This window comes from Ruminiclostridium papyrosolvens C7 (genome assembly GCF_000421965.1).
Classification (GTDB): Bacteria; Bacillota; Clostridia; order Acetivibrionales; family DSM-1351; genus Ruminiclostridium; species Ruminiclostridium papyrosolvens_A.
Map to the genome: position 1 here is coordinate 20,036 of NZ_ATAY01000034.1, position 18,158 is coordinate 38,193.

General features: G+C 37.0%; 17 protein-coding genes. 15 read left to right on the forward strand and 2 right to left on the reverse strand.

The window, feature by feature from the left end; translation table 11 throughout:
* Position 1 precedes the first annotated feature (1 nt).
* The 12 genes from L323_RS31795 (at position 2) to L323_RS31845 (ending at position 13,879) form a co-directional block, all read left to right on the forward strand.
* Entirely contained in the window at positions 2-787 is a 786-nt protein-coding gene (locus tag L323_RS31795; protein WP_020815706.1) for a dihydropteroate synthase, read from the forward strand.
* A gap of 84 nt (positions 788-871) precedes the next feature.
* The gene (locus L323_RS31800) at positions 872-2,593 is read left to right on the forward strand and encodes an AMP-dependent synthetase/ligase (RefSeq protein WP_020815707.1); all 1,722 of its coding nucleotides are present in this window, start codon (positions 872-874) and stop codon (positions 2,591-2,593) included.
* Entirely contained in the window at positions 2,586-3,371 is a 786-nt protein-coding gene (locus tag L323_RS31805; RefSeq protein WP_020815708.1) for an inositol monophosphatase family protein, read from the forward strand. Before L323_RS31800 ends, L323_RS31805 begins: the two co-directional genes overlap by 8 nt.
* A 406-nt stretch (positions 3,372-3,777) precedes the next feature.
* The gene (locus tag L323_RS31810) at positions 3,778-4,281 is read left to right on the forward strand and encodes a hypothetical protein (RefSeq protein ID WP_020815709.1); all 504 of its coding nucleotides are present in this window, start codon (positions 3,778-3,780) and stop codon (positions 4,279-4,281) included.
* 50 nt (positions 4,282-4,331) lie between these two features.
* Positions 4,332-6,224: a clostripain-related cysteine peptidase gene (locus tag L323_RS31815; RefSeq protein WP_020815710.1), complete on the forward strand. Its 1,893-nt coding sequence runs from the start codon at positions 4,332-4,334 to the stop codon at positions 6,222-6,224.
* 347 nt (positions 6,225-6,571) lie between these two features.
* Entirely contained in the window at positions 6,572-6,724 is a 153-nt protein-coding gene (locus L323_RS40795) for a CLI_3235 family bacteriocin precursor (RefSeq protein ID WP_020815711.1), read from the forward strand.
* Positions 6,725-6,869: 145 nt separating this feature from the next.
* Entirely contained in the window at positions 6,870-8,327 is a 1,458-nt protein-coding gene (ccpM, locus tag L323_RS31820) for a Cys-rich peptide radical SAM maturase CcpM (RefSeq protein ID WP_020815712.1), read from the forward strand.
* A gap of 1 nt (position 8,328) precedes the next feature.
* Positions 8,329-9,456 (forward strand): TIGR04066 family peptide maturation system protein, encoded by a 1,128-nt coding sequence (locus L323_RS31825; RefSeq protein WP_020815713.1) that lies wholly within the window; start codon positions 8,329-8,331, stop codon positions 9,454-9,456.
* 16 nt (positions 9,457-9,472) lie between these two features.
* Entirely contained in the window at positions 9,473-9,769 is a 297-nt protein-coding gene (locus tag L323_RS31830; protein ID WP_020815714.1) for a peptide maturation system acyl carrier-related protein, read from the forward strand.
* 179 nt (positions 9,770-9,948) lie between these two features.
* A complete protein-coding gene (locus tag L323_RS31835) occupies positions 9,949-10,569 on the forward strand; it encodes a response regulator (RefSeq protein ID WP_020815715.1) in 621 nt (206 codons plus the stop codon).
* Between the two features lie 21 nt (positions 10,570-10,590).
* A complete protein-coding gene (locus L323_RS31840; RefSeq protein ID WP_020815716.1) occupies positions 10,591-11,928 on the forward strand; it encodes a sensor histidine kinase in 1,338 nt (445 codons plus the stop codon).
* A gap of 85 nt (positions 11,929-12,013) precedes the next feature.
* On the forward strand, positions 12,014-13,879 hold the full coding sequence (locus L323_RS31845) for a MutS-related protein (protein ID WP_020815717.1): 1,866 nt from the start codon (positions 12,014-12,016) through the stop codon (positions 13,877-13,879).
* A 47-nt stretch (positions 13,880-13,926) separates the two neighbouring features.
* Here L323_RS31845 and L323_RS31850 read toward each other — a convergent pair whose 3' ends face one another.
* Positions 13,927-14,133, reverse strand: coding sequence for a hypothetical protein (locus L323_RS31850; RefSeq protein WP_020815718.1), 207 nt, complete (start codon positions 14,131-14,133; stop codon positions 13,927-13,929).
* Positions 14,134-14,451: 318 nt separating this feature from the next.
* On the opposite strand from L323_RS31850, the gene L323_RS31855 reads away from it, so the two are divergent.
* The 3 genes from L323_RS31855 to L323_RS31865 are packed head-to-tail and all read left to right on the forward strand — an operon-like array spanning position 14,452 to position 17,931.
* Complete coding sequence (locus tag L323_RS31855) at positions 14,452-14,922, forward strand: complex I 24 kDa subunit family protein (RefSeq protein ID WP_020815719.1); 471 nt, start codon at positions 14,452-14,454, stop codon at positions 14,920-14,922.
* A complete protein-coding gene (locus L323_RS31860; RefSeq protein WP_020815720.1) occupies positions 14,915-16,204 on the forward strand; it encodes a complex I 51 kDa subunit family protein in 1,290 nt (429 codons plus the stop codon). The genes L323_RS31855 and L323_RS31860 overlap by 8 nt, the downstream gene beginning before the upstream one ends.
* Before the next feature lie 2 nt (positions 16,205-16,206).
* Positions 16,207-17,931: an NADH-dependent [FeFe] hydrogenase, group A6 gene (locus L323_RS31865; RefSeq protein ID WP_020815721.1), complete on the forward strand. Its 1,725-nt coding sequence runs from the start codon at positions 16,207-16,209 to the stop codon at positions 17,929-17,931.
* 70 nt (positions 17,932-18,001) lie between these two features.
* Here L323_RS31865 and L323_RS41910 read toward each other — a convergent pair whose 3' ends face one another.
* The gene (locus L323_RS41910; protein ID WP_014312408.1) at positions 18,002-18,130 is read right to left on the reverse strand and encodes a hypothetical protein; all 129 of its coding nucleotides are present in this window, start codon (positions 18,128-18,130) and stop codon (positions 18,002-18,004) included.
* Positions 18,131-18,158: the final 28 nt, after the last annotated feature.

Genomic DNA, 18,158 nt, shown 5'->3' on the forward strand with positions numbered 1-18,158 from the left:
AATGATAATAGTTGGAGAGAAGTTAAACAGTTCCATACCTAAAATGTTTGATAAAATGAAAGCCAAGGACACCGAAGCTATCAGGCAAATAGCCATAAGTCAGCAGGAGGCAGGGGCAAGATATCTTGATATTAACACAGCAATATTCAGAGAAGATGAGTTCGAAATGCTAAAATATATTCTGGATATTGTTCTGGAAAATACAGACTGCGGAATCATGCTTGATTCACCCTCGCCTGTTGTAATAGAAAAGGCTCTGCCTCTTTTATCGGGCAGGGATATAATAATAAACTCTGTAACGCTTCAGGACAGAATAAATGATCTGCTACCGTTGGCTAGAAGTTACAAGACAGGGGTTGTAGGGCTGCCTATCGATTCCGAAGGTATTCCCAAAACGGTGGAAAAAAGAGTGGAAAATTCACTTAAATTAATTGAAATAATGAACAAGGAAGGAATTAAAAATACTGACATATACATTGACGCCCTAGCAGAAGCGGTAGCTGTGGAGAGTGAAGCGTCAGCCATAACAATCAGAACAATAGAAGGGGTCAGAAAAGCTCATTCTGATGTTCACCTTATTTGCGGAGTTTCAAACGTTTCCTTCGGGCTCCCTAAAAGGACAGATATCAATTCTGTTTTCCTTTCAGCTGCAATTTTTGCGGGACTTGACAGCGGTATTGTGGACATAACCAATGAACAGATTAAAAGTACTATTTTTACTGCTGAAATGATAGCAGGCCTTGACGAATATTGTATGGAATACTTGGGTTATATTAGAAGTAAATAATAGAAAAATATTTGCAGAATAAACGTAGCATATATGATAAAATATTTTATAAAATTCATAAAAAATCCGGGAGAAGGTAGCATAGTGAAAAGCAAACCATTATACGAAGTAAGAAAAATATCAAATCTTAAAGACATGATAGAGCAAAGTGCGGGTCTGTACGGTGCCAAGCCTGCTTTTCTGGTTAAACAAAAAGGGAACTCTGCATCATATACTCCGATTACTTTTAAAGAGTACAAGGACGATATTGATGCACTTGGAACGGCACTTATCAGTCTTGGCCTGAAAGGCAAAAAGATTGCCCTCATTGGTGAAAACAGGTATGAATGGGCTACTACTTATTTAGGTGTGTGTAACGGTACAGGCATTATTGTGCCCTTGGATAAGGAATTGCCACAAAACGAGATTGAGAATTGTCTGCTAAGAAGCCATGCAGATGCTATAATTTTTTCAGGTTCTGTGTCAAAGAATATTTCAAGTATTCTTAAAAATATCACTACCTGTAAGTATTATATAAACATGGATATTGATGAAGATTCAGACGGACAGATGTCGTACAGCAGATTGCTTAAAAATGGATATGACCTAATAAAGAGCGGAAAAAGAGAGTTTCTGGATGCAGTTATAGACAATGAGAAAATGAATATACTACTTTTTACCTCAGGTACAACTGACAAGTCAAAGGCGGTTATGCTGTCTCACAGGAATATTGCAGAAAACTTGATGGCTATGTGTTCTATGCTTTATATAGATGAAAAGGATGTTTTTCTTTCTGTTTTACCTGCACATCATACATACGAATGTACCTGCGGATTCCTGTGTCAGATGTACAGAGGGTGTACGGTTGCATTTTGCGAAGGTCTCCGTCATATTGTCAAAAATCTCAGCGAATCAAAGTGTACGGTAATGAACGGTGTACCGTTGGTTTTTGAGTCAATATATAAACAATTAATGCATCAGGTTTCTAAAAAGCCAGGGGGAGCAAAAAAATTAAAGTTTGGAATTAAAATCAGTAATGCTCTCGGTAAGTTGGGAATTGATGTGAGGAGGAAACTTTTTGCAGAAATTCATCAAGCATTGGGAGGGCATTTGAGACTATTCATCAGCGGAGCAGCTGCTATTGACCCGGAAGTATCAAAGGGTTTCAGAAATATCGGTATACAACTTGTTCAGGGTTATGGTCTTACAGAGTGTGCACCTATTGTGGGTTTAAACAGAGACTGCTGGTTTAAGGATGATGCTGCTGGATTACCCTTGCCCGGATTAAAGGTGGTAATAGATAATCCGAATAGCGAAGGTGTCGGAGAGATAAAGGTATCAGGTCCAAGCGTAATGATGGGCTACTACGAGAACAAAGAGGCTACGGATGAAGTAATCAGAGATGGTTGGTTTTATACGGGAGATATGGGATATCTGGATTCGGACGGATTTATTCATATTACCGGCAGAATGAAAAATGTAATCATAACAAAGAATGGTAAAAACGTTTATCCTGAAGAAATCGAAACGCTCCTTAACAGAAGTGACTATATCAAAGAATCCCTGGTTTTTGGGAAAAATGATAATGATGATGTAGTTGTATGTGCTCAGATTGTGCCTGAAAGAGAAAAGATTGAAGAAGACTTTAAAAACGGTATCCTTGGCAGCAGTGATGCTGAAGCTGTTATAAACCAAGAGGTTAAACGGATTAACAAGGAACTGGTAACATATAAATATGTAAAAGAGTTTACCCTCAGGGATACAGAGTTTGAGAAAACTACAACTAAAAAAATAAAGAGGTATCAGGAGCTGAATAAAAGTGAGTAATATAATAGAAACAGCAATAAATGATGCTGTAAAAATGGTTCGTGAGGCAGGAGAACTTTTGCTGCAAAGCATGGACGACAAGAAAGTCATTACTAAGAATGGTACTGCTAATTTTGTTACTGAAATAGACTTGAAGGTTCAGGAGATATTATTCGGTAAGCTGGTTAATTTGTTGCCTGACAGTAATATAATTGCTGAGGAAACGGTAGATAATAATTTTTCTCTTGAAAAATATACATGGATACTTGACCCCGTTGACGGAACTACAAACCTTATGTATGGGTACAAATGTTCCGCAATAGCCCTTGGATTGGTGGTAGATGGTGTTCCCTACGCAGGAATTGTATATAATCCTTTTTTAAATGAAATGTATACGGCACAAAAGGGTAAGGGAGCATTTGTAAACAACAAGAGAATAGAGGTAACTTCAAACGGGAGTCTATCCGATAGTCTTTTGGCCTTCGGAACTTCACCCTACGACAGAGGAAAAGCCGATGAGACCTTCAGAATAACCAAAAACGTTTTTAGCAAATGCAGAGATATAAGAAGAAGCGGTTCTGCAGCTCTAGATATATGTAATGTAGCTGCCGGACGTACTGACGGGTATTTTGAAATGGAATTGCAGCCTTGGGATTATGCGGGAGCTTCCATAATTCTGAAAGAGGCAGGCGGCAGCATAACCGATTGGCAGGGCAAGGATTTAACCTACATTTCAAAAAGCCCCGCAATTGCTACAAATGGGCTAATACATAAGGAATTAATAGAAGCAATGAAATAGATAACAAAAACATAAATCTTAATGAATCAGTAAGTTTCAAAAAAGGATAATAACCGCAAAATTCATATTATATGGATTTTGTAGTTGCTATCCTTTTTTCGTCAACAAATCCTTGTAAGATTTTCGCATTATTTAAAAGATATAGGCTATCATTTTTGGGGGAACAGAAAATCTTTATAGTTCTGCCGTTTGAATTCAAAACACGTCTGCAGGCATTCACTGAGTAATTTAGCTATATTATACCATGAAAGAGCAAAAAGGAATTTTAAATTACATTTCATGCCATAAAAATAGCATTTCAGGCAGCAAATGAATGTTAAAGACTTTTTAAGATATAATTACAGGCATACTTATTGAATAAGTACAATAGGTATTCTATAACAATAACATTTGGAGGAAGTAGAAAATGAAAAAAGTGAAAAACATTATGGCAAGTATTTCAGCACTACTTATTTGCGTTACAGTATTAGCAGGTTGTGGATCAGATCCGGTGCAAGATGACCTGATTAATTACATTAACAATCAATTGCCAACTATTGCAACATTAGAAGAGAAAGTATCCAGTGAATATCAAGCCGTTAAGGCAGACAGTAATGCAGATGACTCAGCGTTTGGGGTTAAATTAAAGGATGTGATAATTCCTGCAGCTGCTGAATTAATTGCAAAAACAAAAGCAACAGTTCCGGCAACGGAAGAAGTGAAAAAAGTACACGATAAATATCTTGCATCAGTGACAGCACAATCTGAAGCTTTTGCCATACTGCTTGACGCAGTTGGAAAGAATGACGAAAAATTAGCAAAAACTGCAAATGATAAACTAACAGAGGCTGAAAGGCTATCCAAAGAATATTTAGCAGACTTAGAAACTTTGAAAAAGGATCATGGTGTAGAGAACAAAGAAAGCAAGTAGCATTGAATATACCATGCATATATTTTCAATTTTATTAGGGGGAATTAACTATGCGTAAGTTTATGAGTACAGCTTTGGTTCTGGCTATATTTGTCTTTACAGTACTATTTAGTAGTTCGAACGTTGAGGCAGCAAAGGCTGCACCCTACACCGTTTTAGTGTATATGGTTGGGTCTGACCTGGAGAGCGACGGTGGGGCTGCAACCAATGATTTAATTGAAATGGCAGCAGTTGGTTCAACAAAGAATGTAAACATTTTGGTTGAAACCGGAGGAACGAAAAAGTGGAATTTGCCTATGATAAGTAACAAGGTAAACCAGCGCTGGTTGGTTCAGAAGGAGAATATCAAACTATTAAAAAATAATTTAGGAAACCGTAGCATGGGTAAACAGAGTACTCTACAGGATTTCCTTGTATGGGGAGTGAAGAATTATCCTGCAAAAAAATATGCCGTAGTATTGTGGGATCATGGTGCTGGTGCTAAAGGCTTTGGATATGATGAAAACAATGGCGGTAATGATCCAACCCTGTCTATAAAAGAAATAAATGGTGCATTAAAGGCTGCAACAGCTACCAGTAAACAAAAATTTGAACTGGTTGGATTTGATGCTTGTTTGATGGGAAACATTGAGACGGCTACAGGAATAAAGGATTATGCTTCATATATGGTAGCTTCCGAGGAGCTTGAGCCGGGCCATGGATGGGACTATACTTCTGCATTGCAGGCCTTAAACAAGAAACCTACAGCAACAGGTGCTGAATTTGGAAAGGCAATAGCTGACGGCTATAAAAAGCAAGCAACTACACAGGGCACAGTCGAACAAATTACACTATCAGTAGTTAACCTTGCAAAAGTTAGTGCAGTTAACACTGCGTTTGAGAATTTTATAAAGAAAGCCAGCAATGATATTAAGGACCCTGAAAGGATTACTGCGGTATCAAAAGCAAGAGTTAAAGCCGAGGACTATGGAGATGCGGGTGCTCATGGTGGTACTACTGACATGGCTGATATCTATGACATTGCCTATAACCTAAAGAGTATTTATCCGAGTGAAGCAAATCAGTTAATGAAAAGTATAAAGGCTTGTATTACATACAAGGTTACCAGTGACACAAAGCCAAATGCAAATGGGTTATCCATATATTTTCCATGCAAGGACAAGGAAAACTTTAAGGATAACTTAAAGGAATATCAAAATACAGGCTATTCCAAAAACTATCAGAAGTTTCTTGCCACATATGTGGATGGGATTCTAACAGATACAACCCCGATTCAGTTAATACAGGCTGATCCCAATGCAGGTGGTGGAGATTCGGATAGCCTGTTTTCAGTACAGATAGCCCCTGAAGATATTGCGGATATAAATGAGCTTTATTCAGTACTGGCAATGCCCTGTGACGAAGAAGGCAATGCAATCATGTACCTAGGTATGGATAAGGATGTTCAGCTGGATCCTAATACCGGTATAGTAAAGGAAAATTTTACAGGTACCTGGACTACTCTTGGAGGGCAAATTGTGTCAATGTATATTGACGAAATAATTGATTATAATTATGTAACCTATTCCATTCCTGCCAAGCTGAACGGAGAATCTGTAGATATAAAGGTTTTGTATAGCGAAGAATATCCTGAGGGAATAGTATTGGGTGCATGGAAAGGTATTGACGAGAAGACCGGTATGCCTGACAAGGATATCATAAATATATGCACCGGAGATGTGATTATTCCGCAATACTACTATTATGGAGCAACAGATGATGCAGGCGGCTATGTTGACGGAGAAGCTTTTAAGGTAGGAGATGAGCTCAAGCTGGAGGTAGTTGAACTGCCAGAAGCAGATTACCTGTACGGATTCTATATGACAGATACTGCACAAAACTCAAGTACTTCTGAATTTGTAACCTTTAACATTAAAGATGGCTATATTACTGTTAAAAATTAAACATACGATTTGAATAAGTGTCAGAATTTAAAAACTCCTTATGTGATACCGAGAATAGTATCATATAAGGAGTTTAGTTTGTCTAACGAATACCACACGTTCTACGTGTGGTTATGACTCAAATTAAACACAATGCAATTCTTCCAAAAGAGGTAGGGTGATAAAAAATCACCCTACCTGTAATGGAAGAATTTTACTATTATAAATATAAAGGTTACCAAAGTTACTTTTGGACAAGTTCAAATTGAATCCTGTGATTTACTCCGGGGATATCAGGACTCATAAATAGCCGAAAGCAGAAGAATTTCGCGAGCTTCTGTCGAGGCAGAAAAAAAGGGGGTGAAATTATGAAGAAACTTGGTAAGAAGTTAAGTCAGGTTGAAAGAAGTGTTGAGGCGTATTCGTCTTGCGGATGCGGGTGTGGCTGTTATGAATCTCCAGCTTACAGTTATGGAACTTACATGGGAGATTATACTGCTTGGCTCAATTATATTAACTGATAGTTCCATGAATTATAAGGTTCTTATATAAATTAAATTATATATGATATAACCGAAACATACAATGTTTCGGTTATATCATATAATTCTGAAATTTGGGGTATAAATGATATTTTAAAATATAAACATTCAAGGAGGGGTTCACATGGAGAGGGATACACCTTTTATACACCTTTTTAAAACTCCCGGAGGGTATTACATATACGATATTAATACTAATCGTATTATTAAAACGCAGGAATCAGTATATAATTATTTATGTTTAAAGAGGGATAATGAAATTGACATTGGAGAAAGCTCAGGAAATAATGAATATGATATTTTAATTGAAAAGATGAAAGGGAAGGGCCTTCTTTCTTCAAATAAGGTAAAAGAGATTATTCACCCGGAGGATTCTTTACTTGAGCAAAATCTTGCCAGTAAAATAAGAATGATAACTCTGCAGGTGACACAGCAATGCAATCTGAGATGTGAATACTGTGCATATTCTGGAGGCTACCTGAATAGGGGACATGCTAATGCCCGTATGAGCTTTGAGACGGCAAAAAATGGAATAGATTTTTTAATAAGTCATTCCAAGGATGTGGATATGGTTAATGTGGGCTTTTATGGTGGAGAACCCCTTCTTGAATTTGAGTTGATAAAAAAATGTGTAAACTATACATTAGATAATTATGGAGGGAAAAAAATTACCTTTGGTATGACCACTAACGGTACCCTTTTTACCAAAGAAATATTGGATTTCCTTAGCATGCATGATTTCCTTATCATTATAAGTCTTGATGGTCCGAAGGAGATCCATGATGTGAACAGGAAATTTGCAGTCGGCGGTTGTGGAACCTTTGACAAAGTAAATAAAAACCTTGAAATCTTTAGAGAAAGCTATCCCGAGTATTTTAAAAAAGTCAGATTTAACGTTGTTATGGACAGAAAGAATGATTTTTCCTGTATGAATGAATTCTTTAACTCAGATGACATTTTTACTGATTCAACGTTAAATACGTCTGATATATCTGTAAATTATTCAAAAAAGCAATACCAATCTTCAGATAACTTTGATATTAAATTCAAATATGAAGTTTTTAAACTATATCTTAATAAAGTTGGTAAGCTTGATAAGAGGAACGTCTCAAAGCTTGTCACTGGTACATATAATAGGATGAAAACAAGTTTTTCTAAAGAAAGACTGTACACAAAAAAGTTACCCGACAAAACACATCATAGCGGACCATGTGTTCCCGGTGCTCAGAGGCTTTTTATGGATGTAAACGGAAACTTTTATCCTTGCGAGAGGGTAAGTGAAAGCTCTGAAGTAATGCGAATCGGGCATGTCGATATGGGGTTTGATTATGAAAAAATCCGTAAAATACTGAATGTAGGAAAAATAACCGAAAAAAGCTGCATTAACTGCTGGGCTTTCAGGTTTTGTACTTTATGTGCAGCCAGTGCTGATGATATAGAGGGCTTGTCCGCTGAAATGAAGTCAAAACACTGTAATGCGGTTAGAGCTACACAGGAGGAAGCTTTCAAGGACTACTGCACGCTTATGGAATTCGGTCACAGCTTTGAAGATAATAACGGTTATTATGTATTGGAGGGATAGCATGGAAAATAAAAAAGTACTCATATATCCATATGACTCTGGTTTTACCCCTATATTAAGGCATAGACAGTTCTTAGTGGGCTATGAGATAGTGTCACTGGTATCACCCGGAGGTTGGGGGCTTAAGGGCAGAGATTCCGGAGATGCAGACAAAAGCGGTCATACAGGATTAAATGTCACTGCTGACTTTGATGAGGCATTGGAGCTATGTGATATTGTCATGATTGTAGATTCGGAAAAGCATCTGGATTTTCAAAAGTATATAATGCCAAAAGTATTCACAGCAGCGGAACATGGAAAAGATATAACAGTTACCGCACAGTTGAGAGACGAAGATTTGAAAACTATATCTCAGAAATGTAAGGAAGCAGGAGTTGGTTTTAAATATTTAAATTATCCAGAAAATCATAAGAAATTCCCCACAATAACTGTTGAAAACGAATTCCTTTACAACATCAATACTCCTGTTGTTTTCGTTCTTGGAATTGGCGAAAGGACAAGCAAGTTTGAGATTCAGCTTTCTCTTAGGGAGAAATTTTTGAGTGAGGGCTACAAGGTAAGCCAGATAGGAACAAGAGGGTATTGTGAATTACTGGGGTTTCATTCATTTCCTGAATTCATGTTTAACGGTACATTACCGGAGACAAATAAAATTGTATTCTTTAATCACCTTATTAAAAAAATAGAGAATGATGAGCAACCGGATGTTATTATTATAGGAATTCCGGGGGGAATCATGCCTTTTAATAATAATCTTACAAACAGATTTGGTATTCTTGCCTACGAAGTTTCCCAGGCTCTACCATCCGATAGTGCCATATTCAGCTGTCATTACGCGGAATATGATAATAACTATTTTAAAGGTCTGTCAGATTTGGTTAAATATAGACTAGGCTTTGAGGTAGGCTGCTACAACATTTCAAATGTAATGTTTGACTGGGTGAATTCTAAACAGGAAAATAAGAACATTTATACAACCCTTGATTCAACATATATCGATGAAAAGCTTAATCTGTATTCTAAAATGGAGATACCTGTTTTTAATGTACAGAATACTGATAGCGCTGGGAATATGTCTGAACATATTATTAGTAAGCTTGCTGATTATGGTAATGCTCAATGCATATGAGGGAGGGTACGATAAAATGAATATTGAGGTTATAAATGAGAAGTTATTAAAAATATTTGAGAGCAGGTTCGATATGGATCTGTCAGAGTCTTGGGAAGAGGTACAGGATGAACATTTTCTGGGGAGTAAAATGAGGATGGCTCCCAGAGATTTGCTTTATCTGCATTCCGATATTGAAAAGGAATTTAATATAAAGATATCTCAGGAACATATTATTAGTGGAAAATTCAACAGTCTGAACAATATTATTAATATTATTAGTTATGGGTTAAAAGAAAAAGAATCAGAAGTAGAAGGAAAAAAGGTATCCTAACAATAAATTGCTAATCGTCATGAGGTTATATTCTTTTTGCTGAAAGTTTAAAATCCACTTGATGCATTCAGGAAGCAGTTGTTCTGCTTCTTTTTTGTTGTGCAAAAAACCAGCTTGCAATTGTAATAAATATGATATAATGTAAAATAATACTAAATATAGATATAGGAGCATTTACTATGAATAAAATCAGAACGATGCTTGTTGAAGATGATACTGATTGGGTAACCGCAATTGAGGATTATTTGCTGTCAAAGGATGATATTTATCTGGAGGCAACAGCTAATGACAGGGAAAGTGCGATAAAAACTGCGACTATGATTCATCCGGATGTTATAGTAATGGATATTAACCTCAGTGGAAACAAATGCGACGGGATTTATGCCGCAGCTGAAATTATTGCAGAAATAGATACCAAGATTCTTATGCTAACATGTCTTAATGAAGAGGAAATTGTTCTCAATTCGTTTACAGCAGGAGCAATAAATTTTCTGTCTAAAGAAAATTACGCGCATCTGGCAGATGCAATCCGTTCTGCCAAGGCCGGCAATTCTCCTTATGAGGTGCTTTTAAAGGAGTATTCAAGAATAAAGGCTGAAGAACAGCTAGAGCCGCTAACAGAATCAGAAAGAATAGTTTTTCATTTGCTTGAGACAGGGTATTCCAGAAGTGAGATTCAAAAAGAATTGTTTAAATCAGAAAATACTGTGAAGACACAAGTTAAGAGCATACTGAGAAAAATGGGAGTCAGCAGGGTAAGGCAGGCAATAAAAAAGGTGCGCCAAAAGGGTTTGATTTAATTTTCACATACAGGAGAGAACATGTATATCTTAGCCACAATCATACTCTGGAGCCTTTCAACGCTGATAATGGTTGCAGGTTCAAAATACCGACCTCTCAGGTGGATATGTCTTCTTGGATATATTGTTGGAGGGGGAGTACTGGGAAAATTTTTAAGTGATATTAATTGGGGTAATGTACATATTGCTTTTATAAACAGGCTTTTTTATCGTTTTCTTCTTTCTGTTTCCTTTAATTTTGCACCCTTCATTTTATTAATGTTCAGTATAAGCTATTCTGGATGGTTCTCAACAAAACATCTGGTGGGTAAGTTATATTTCAAACTGTTTTTGCTAATACCGCCTATTATTACGATTATATTTTTCGGGTTGAAAATTTCATCTTATAAATATCGAATTTTTCTTATAATATGGGCCACACCTTATTTTTTTATTACAAATTATATTTTAATCAGGTCGCTTCTCAAGGAGAAGGTAGTATTTATCAAACGTCAAAAGCTGTCAACTTGTGTGACAATTTCAGCAGCTACAATATACGGATATATATCATGTCATCTGATACCGATTCTTAAAATCAGGATAAGTATACAACGTGACATTTTGGCCACTTTTGCATTACTGATTATCTTTGTCGTTCTTAGCTCACGGTATGGGATTTGGGGAGTCAAGCTGAATTTTGAGAGATATGATCCTTTTAACAGTATTTTAACTCTTTCATCAGGTACTTTAATTCTAACTCATACCTTAAAAAACGAGATGAATAAAGTAGCCATGTGTGCGCAGAATATTAAGACAATTCCGAAAAATGATGTTAACAGAATAGAAAAGAATGCAGATATAATACTAGACTCAAGTCAGTATGTCCTTGATATGGTAAAAAAGATTAAAGACCAGATTGCCGAAATAAGGCTTGAAAAAAATATGGAGAATATTGCCTCATTGATTGAGGATTGCCTTGGGATGGTAAAACCTTTTACTGATACAAAAAATATAAGTGTCACAAAGAACTATTCCGGGGATACAATCATATCAATGGACAGAAAAAATGTTAAAGAGGTACTAGTAAATATATTTATGAATTCAGTTGAAGCCTCAAAGCCGGGAGATAGTTTATCAATATGTGTTTATATAGACGGCAGATATCACACAATAGCTGTAACGGATACGGGTGAAGGTATTGAAAATGAGAATTTACATAAGGTAGTTCAACCGTTTTTTACAACCAAAAAAGGGGAGTCAAATTTCGGACTAGGGTTATCCTTCTGCTATAATGTCATGCAAAAGCATAATGGGCTAATGGAGATTCAAAGTATGCCGGGAGCCGGAACAACTATATATTTGAAATTTCCTTATTATTAACAATTTTGTTATGGAATTTTTAAACAGGGCTTGGTATCATATTCAGTATATACTAATTGATAACCGCAGATTATGGAGGCTGGCAATGAGAACACCGGAAGAAAAGTACAAAAAAAGAGTAGATGTTTATAAAACAAAGCTTGAATTATACACCGCAAGAAGCAGTAATACAGGTAATTACAAGCTGTTAGTATTTTTTGCGGGTTTAATAGGGATTGCAGTTTTCTTTTTCTTAAAGCTATATATTTTAATGGCTGCAATAGCATTGCTTTTTGGGGGATTGTTCTTATATCTTTCTGCGATTCACAACACATTTATAAAAAATAAGAACTACTATCACGCAATGTTTCAGATAAATCAAATGTGCCTGAAAAGAGTTGAAGGTGAATGGAATGAATTTCCAGATATAGGTGAAGAATTCATGAGTCCACAGCATAACTACACGTATGACCTTGATATATTCGGTAAAGGTTCCCTTTTCCAGATGCTTAATATGACAGCCACATATTCCGGAAGGCAGAAGCTGGCTGAAATACTTCTAAATCCCCTTGATAAAAAAGAAGAAATATACAAGCGGCAGGAAGCCTTACAGGAGTTGGGCAATAAGCTTATCTTCAGACACAGGCTATTTTCAAACGGCTTAACCCTTAACAAGAATACAACGCTGACTAACGATAAAGACAGTGACAAAAAGAGAAAGAAAACTCTTCTGGATACCATGAACAAGTTGGATGATGTATACTCTTGGGCAAAGGAAGAAAAAAGCCTGTACACATCGCCTAAATTTAAGCTATTTATATTTGGAGTTCCTGCTCTTTCATTCTGCATGCTTATACTGGGCATAATGGGGCTTGTTCCGGTTTATATACCTATAGTACTTTATCTTTTACAGTTTATTATGATTGGATTCAGAGCGGAAAACAGAAACAAGAGTTTTGAGTTAGTAGAAAAGTACTCCGATACACTTAAAATATATAAAAGTATATTAAAAAAATTTGAAACAGAGAAATTTTCAAGTATTTATATAAATAATTTAAAAAACAGATTAAAAGATGACTACGGAAGTCCTGCGTGGAAACAGATTGAAAAACTTTCAAAAATATGGGAACTTATTGCAAACAGGTACAACCTGATGCATATCTTCGTTAATACAGCCGTACTATGGGATTTTCACTGTCTGGCAGCTCTTGAAAACTGGAAAAAAAGCGGAGGTAAACATGTTGAAAAGTGGTTTGACACAATTGGAGAGGTTGAAGCCTTATGCAGTCTGTCCCTGATGTGGCATGACAATCCCGAATATGTAATGCCTCGTATTTGTGAAGAAAATGCTCCCCGCGTAGAAGCTTTAAATTTAGGACATCCATTACTGTCAAAGAACAGAAAATGCAATAGTATAATAATAAATTCAAAAGAACCGATACTGCTTATAACAGGTTCCAATATGTCAGGCAAAAGTACTTTTCTTAGGACTGTAGGAATGAGTCTTGTATTATCGTATCTCGGCCTGCCAATCTGTGCAGAATCTTTTATCTGCCCTGTACTGAAGGTATATGCATGTATGAGAACCAGTGACAATCTTGGACAAAGTGTTTCCTCATTCTATGCCGAATTACTGAGAGTAAAAATGATTGTTGAAGCAGTGGAAAGGGGAGAAAAGGTATTCTTCCTTCTGGATGAAATTTTTAAGGGAACAAACTCAGCAGACAGACATACCGGTGCTAAAATGCTAATAAACCAGTTAGATAAAAAAGGGGCCTGGGGACTTGTTTCTACTCACGACCTCGAACTTGCAGATATGGAAAATGAGAGCCAAGGCCGAATTAGGAATTACCATTTCAAGGAGTATTACAAAGATAATCAGATATACTTTGATTATCAGCTCAGAAAAGGCGTATCAGATACAAGAAACGCTATTTATCTAATGAAAATGGCGGGAGTTAATATAGAATAATAAAAAGACCAATCAACGTAAAAGGACTGCAAAGCTTATGCAGTCCTTTAATACTCTTCTTCCTGAATATCGAAAACAAAATTACAATTGTCGCATCTGAAAACCAACAGTGAGCCAAAATTATCACTTTCGGTTTTCTCAACGTGAATCAAACCGCCGCAATCACATTTCTTGGGATAGCCTTCCATGCAGGTGCAGCATTCGCAATGGTGTGAATTAGAATTCTTATAGCCCGTTGTTTTAAAGTCAGACATTTCCATCACTCCCGTTATTTTTATGTATTAATTTTAATACATAATAGACTATATGTAAAGAATACTTAGGGTATACAAAAAATATTTACAATTTGTCATAAAATTCTGTGAAAAAAATATCAAACTTTGATTGACAATACAAATTACAGTAATTACAATATTAATGGATATATTGAAAGTGCGTATTAAAGATACGGTAAAGATTTTAAATTGTATACAATGTACTTTTAGGGTTGGTACTTTGTTCCTTATTTGTCATTAGGACAAGGGGAGAATTAATTTTATATGAGGGGTCGTTATGGCCCGCGGGAGGGCAAAATGGAGAAGGTTAAGGAGATATTGAATCGCTACGGCAATTCAAAAGACAATCTTATTCAAGTGATGTTAGAACTACAAAATATGTCAGGGACAAATTCCCTGCCCCATGAATGGGTTGTATTTGTAGCAGAGGCACTGGATATGCCTGTAAGCAGGGTATATAGTGTAATTACTTTTTATTCTATGTTTGGGACCGAGCCTAGAGGCAGGTATTTGGTTGAAGTCTGTAAAAGCGGACCATGTCATGTTTCAGGTGCAAAAAATGTATTGCAGCTTCTTGAAGAAAAACTTGGCTTAAAACCGGGTGAGACGACTGAAGATGAAGTATTTACATTGATTCAGTCAAGTTGTTTTGGTGCATGTGACATAGCTCCTGCTATCAAAATAGGTGAAAAAGTTTATGGTAATCTCACATCTGAGAAGTTGTCAGAGATAGTAGACTCTTACAGGGAGGGCCAACATAATGGATAAGGTACTAAGCGCAAGATTTGGGAAAATTAAACCTGACAGTATTGAAGAATATATTCAGGCCGGTGGATATGAAGGCTTGAAAAAAACAATGTCAATGGAACACCTTGATGCAATAGAAGAAATAAAGAAAGCAAACCTTTTTGGAAGAGGCGGAGCTGCCTATCCTACCGGAATTAAGTGGGAGCAGGCGTATGCAATTCAAAGAGGGCCTAAATACATGGTCTGTAATGCCGATGAAGGTGAACCCGGTACATTTAAGGATAAACATATATTGTCTGAAGACCCGTTTGAACTGATTGAGGGTATGACCATAGGTGCATATATAATGGGTGCCAAGGAAGGATATATCTATATCAGAGGCGAATATGCGGCTATTCAGAAAATCGTGAAAAGTGCTATAGAAAATGCAAAAAAAGCGGGATATTTGGGTAAGAATATTTTAGGTAGAGAAGGTTTTGATTTTGAATTAAAGGTTGTTTCTGGCGCAGGTGCATATGTTTGCGGTGAAAATACCGCTTTGGTTGAATCAATTGAAGGAAAGACCGGAAGGCCAAGACAAAAGCCGCCTTATATAAAGAATTGTGGTTTATATCAAATGCCAACAATACTGAACAACGTTGAGACATATTCATGTATTCCATGGATAATCAAGGACGGCGGAGAGAAATTCAGCTCAATGGGAACTGAGTTCAGCGGCGGAACAAAATTAATGTGCTTGTCAGGTAATGTTAACAACAGAGGAGTTTACGAAATACCTTTCGGAACAACTTTGAGAGAACTTATATTCAACTTGGGCGGAGGAATGAAAGACGGGCGTAAGTTGAAATTTGTTCACCTTGGCGGTTCATCAGGAAGCTGTTTCCCTGAAAGCATGATTGACACAAAGATATGCTATTATGATTTGAAAAAAGCTGGTTTTTCATTGGGTTCAGGTGCAGTACTTGTAGTAGATGACACACATTGTGCAGTAGATTACCTGAAAACCGTTATGGAATTCTTTGAAGAGGAATCCTGCGGTAAATGTACACCTTGTAGAGAAGGAAACCACAGACTGGTTGAAATTCTCGACAAGATGACAGAAGGAACTGCAACTATGGCTGATTTTAATAAAATGAAGAGTCTTGCACAAACTATGAAGACAACAAGTTTCTGCGGATTGGGACAAAGTGCTCCAATGCCATTGATAACACTGGTTAAATATTTTGAAGAAGAATTTTTGGAGCATATCAACGGAAAATGCAGAGCCGGAGTGTGCAGCATGTCTGGAAAGGCAGGTAAATAATTATGGATATGATTAATTTAAAAATTGACGGATTTGATGTTTCTGTTCCAAAGAACACTACAATTCTTGAAGCTGCAAAACAGCTGAATATAGATATTCCGACTTTATGTTTCATGAAGGGTGTAAACGAGCCCGGTTCATGCAGGGTTTGTGTCGTTGAAGTTGCAGGTTGGAGAGGTCTCCATCCTGCATGTGTAACTAAGGTATCTGAGGGTATCGTTGTAAAAACTGCTACAAGCACAGTAAGAGAAGCAAGAAAGAACATACTTGAGCTGATTATGGCAAACCATAACAGAGAATGTCTTTCATGTCCAAGAAACTTGAAGTGTGAGCTTCAGACACTTTGTAATGACAACGGAATAGATGCAATTCCATACGAGGGAAAGGTTGACAAGGGATGTCTGGATACTTCCGGCCCTATCGTAAGAGACCCTAACAAGTGCGTTCTCTGCGGAAGATGTGTAAGTGTCTGTTCAAAGATACAGGACGTAAGCGCTATTGACTTTGCCTTCCGTGGAGCACATATGACAGTTACAACTGCATATGAAGAAGGTCTTGCAAATCAGGAGTGTATAAACTGCGGTCAGTGTATCAAGATATGTCCTGTTGGAGCATTACAGGAGAGAGACGATACTGAAAAGGTATGGAAGGCTCTCGAAAATCCTGAGCTGCACGTTGTTGTTCAGACTGCTCCGGCTGTTAGAGTTGCTCTGGGTGAAGAATTCGGATTTGCGCCGGGAACAAATGTTGAGGGCGAAATGGTTACAGCACTCAGAAGATTGGGCTTTAACAAAGTATTCGATACCAACTTCAGTGCCGACCTGACAATAATAGAAGAGGGCAACGAGCTTATAGACAGAATTAAAAACGGTGGGAAGCTCCCGTTGATTACATCCTGTTCACCGGGATGGATTAAATACTGTGAACATAACTACCATGATTTTATAGAAAATCTTTCATCCTGCAAATCACCGCAGCAGATGTTTGGTGCAATTGCAAAATCCTACTATCCAATTAAGACTGATGTTGATCCTAAGAGCGTATTTGTTGTATCAGTAATGCCATGTACTGCAAAGAAATATGAAGCTGACAGGGAAGAAATGAACGTTGACGGACTAAAGGATATTGATGCGGTTATAACTACCAGAGAACTTGCAAAAATGATAAGACAGGCAGGAATCAAATTTGCAGAACTGGAAAACAGCAAGCAGGATAGTATACTTGGAACGTACTCCGGTGCAGGAACAATATTCGGTAATACCGGAGGAGTTATGGAAGCTGCTCTTCGTACAGTAGCTGACAAGCTTACAGGAAAATCACTTGATTGCATTGAGTATACTGCTGTAAGAGGTTTGGATGGAATCAAGGAAGCTACTGTTAATATCGCTGATATGGAGATAAAGGTAGCTGTTGCAAACGGCACAGGAAATGCGTCAAAGCTTCTTGATAAAATAAGAGCAGGTGAAGCAAACTATCACTTCATAGAAGTAATGGGTTGTGAAGGCGGATGTATCAACGGTGGAGGACAGCCAATCATCAAGGATAAATCAACTACAGATGCTGTTAAAACTGCAAGAATCAAGGGACTTTATGATATCGATGTATCATGTGAAAAGAGAAAGTCACATGAAAACCCTGAGATACAGAAATTATACTCAGAGTACCTTGGAGAAGCAGGCGGACACAAGGCTCACAAGCTGCTTCACACACATTATACAGCAAGATAATTTATATAAATATTAAATAGAAAAGACGCTGTTGGTTTAATCCGACAGCGTCTTTTTAAGTGTTAATTATTTATTTAGTTTTAGTCTCCAAAACCGACTTCTTAATGTTTCCTTTTGATATCCGTTTCTGGGTTTCCAAGTTCTGTGTATCAGCAAAATATTCTACACCGTCTGATTTTGTACTTTTATTTTTTCCCATATAGCAATAACCTCCCCGGCTGATATTA

Coding starts and splice junctions, on each gene's coding strand:
- ccpM (WP_020815712.1), top strand. CDS start 6,870: ATGGAGAGGGATACACCTTTTATACACCTTTTTAAAACTCCCGGAGGG.
- L323_RS31850 (WP_020815718.1), bottom strand. CDS start 14,133: ATGTCTGACTTTAAAACAACGGGCTATAAGAATTCTAATTCACACCAT.
- L323_RS41910 (WP_014312408.1), bottom strand. CDS start 18,130: ATGGGAAAAAATAAAAGTACAAAATCAGACGGTGTAGAATATTTTGCT.
- L323_RS31855 (WP_020815719.1), top strand. CDS start 14,452: ATGGAGAAGGTTAAGGAGATATTGAATCGCTACGGCAATTCAAAAGAC.
- L323_RS31840 (WP_020815716.1), top strand. CDS start 10,591: ATGTATATCTTAGCCACAATCATACTCTGGAGCCTTTCAACGCTGATA.
- L323_RS31810 (WP_020815709.1), top strand. CDS start 3,778: ATGAAAAAAGTGAAAAACATTATGGCAAGTATTTCAGCACTACTTATT.
- L323_RS31835 (WP_020815715.1), top strand. CDS start 9,949: ATGAATAAAATCAGAACGATGCTTGTTGAAGATGATACTGATTGGGTA.
- L323_RS31815 (WP_020815710.1), top strand. CDS start 4,332: ATGCGTAAGTTTATGAGTACAGCTTTGGTTCTGGCTATATTTGTCTTT.
- L323_RS31825 (WP_020815713.1), top strand. CDS start 8,329: ATGGAAAATAAAAAAGTACTCATATATCCATATGACTCTGGTTTTACC.
- L323_RS31865 (WP_020815721.1), top strand. CDS start 16,207: ATGGATATGATTAATTTAAAAATTGACGGATTTGATGTTTCTGTTCCA.
- L323_RS40795 (WP_020815711.1), top strand. CDS start 6,572: ATGAAGAAACTTGGTAAGAAGTTAAGTCAGGTTGAAAGAAGTGTTGAG.
- L323_RS31830 (WP_020815714.1), top strand. CDS start 9,473: ATGAATATTGAGGTTATAAATGAGAAGTTATTAAAAATATTTGAGAGC.
- L323_RS31860 (WP_020815720.1), top strand. CDS start 14,915: ATGGATAAGGTACTAAGCGCAAGATTTGGGAAAATTAAACCTGACAGT.
- L323_RS31845 (WP_020815717.1), top strand. CDS start 12,014: ATGAGAACACCGGAAGAAAAGTACAAAAAAAGAGTAGATGTTTATAAA.
- L323_RS31795 (WP_020815706.1), top strand. CDS start 2: ATGATAATAGTTGGAGAGAAGTTAAACAGTTCCATACCTAAAATGTTT.